Source organism: bacterium (genome assembly GCA_024228115.1).
Taxonomy (GTDB): Bacteria; Myxococcota_A; UBA9160; order UBA9160; family UBA6930.
Map to the genome: position 1 here is coordinate 1 of JAAETT010000282.1, position 1,073 is coordinate 1,073.

Sequence of the window (1,073 nt, forward strand, 5' to 3'; positions counted from 1 at the left end):
GGAATTCGAGCTCAAGAACGGAAACGGAAGACTCGGGGGCTCCGCCCCCGAACCCCCGTTCATTACTGAACGAAGAAGAGATCCGGAGGAGCCGGGTCTCACGGTCTAACCAAAGTGTCTACGGAATCGGGGCAGACCCAGAATGCCTCGGCTTTCATCCTTGTGCATAACCATCCGAGTGGAGATCCTTCTCCGTCCGCGGAGGACAGAGTAGTTACCAAGAGGCTCTCCGAAGCTGGTGAGCTGCTGAGCATCAAGCTTCTAGATCACGTCATCGTGGTCGCGTCTGCCTTCTATTCCTTTTCCGAGGAAGGCCTTCTCCCCGCAAAGGAGGAAGCGTGATGGGTGGCGTCTGGATCGACTTTCAGAAAGTGAAGAAGGCCGTGAACATTCGAGACGTACTCGATGCTCGCGGCCTTCCCTATCGCGAGACTCCTACAGGTCTTGCCGCGAAGTGTCCGGTTCATGATGGCTACAACGAGCGACAGTTTCGTGTCGCCCCGAGCCTTCAAGGCTTCAGGTGTTGGAGCGGTTCGTGCAGCGCTCAGGGCAACGTGCTCGACCTGGTCGCAGCACTCGACGACGTCTCGGTTCGTGACGCGGCTATAGGTCTTGCGCGAACCTTCGGTGTGACGGCAGCCCTAGAAAAACCGGGGACGCCCTCCCCTTCCAACGCCAAGAAGACGGCTCGAAAAGGCGCGCCGGCTGGGACGTCCAGACACAAGAAACCCCGCAAGAAGCGGGGCTCTCGGTAGCTAGCACCCAGCTGGGGGGTACCCGGGAACGCATGTAGGCGCGTTCTGCTTTTCTGTCTTGGCAGACGAGAAGCTAGCGCGGTGCACCTGGTTCGCCAGGTTCGCAATGCTCCCGACTATGTCGCACTTCGGTGTGACGAGAACGAGGGTCGCTCATTGAGTCCGCCCCGGGTTCCCCGAGGGGATGTCCCGTCCGCTGTTGATCTTCTCTGAGCGGCGGCTCCGGTTTGAATCCTAGGCGACGCGCTTTGCAGTCGCCTCTTCGCTGGTTTCGGACACGGTGAGAGCTCGGACGAGCTTCTCGATGTCGCGCCACCC

2 protein-coding genes are annotated in these 1,073 nt (G+C 59.9%); both read left to right on the forward strand.

Annotated elements, in window-relative coordinates; all coding sequences use genetic code 11:
• Nucleotides 1–114 precede the first annotated feature (114 nt).
• Nucleotides 115–342 (forward strand): hypothetical protein, encoded by a 228-nt coding sequence (locus GY937_12630; protein ID MCP5057553.1) that lies wholly within the window; start codon nt 115–117, stop codon nt 340–342.
• Nucleotides 342–755, forward strand: coding sequence for a hypothetical protein (locus GY937_12635; protein MCP5057554.1), 414 nt, complete (start codon nt 342–344; stop codon nt 753–755). Before GY937_12630 ends, GY937_12635 begins: the two co-directional genes overlap by 1 nt.
• Nucleotides 756–1,073 lie beyond the last annotated feature (318 nt).

Coding starts and splice junctions, on each gene's coding strand:
- GY937_12635 (MCP5057554.1), top strand. CDS start 342: ATGGGTGGCGTCTGGATCGACTTTCAGAAAGTGAAGAAGGCCGTGAAC.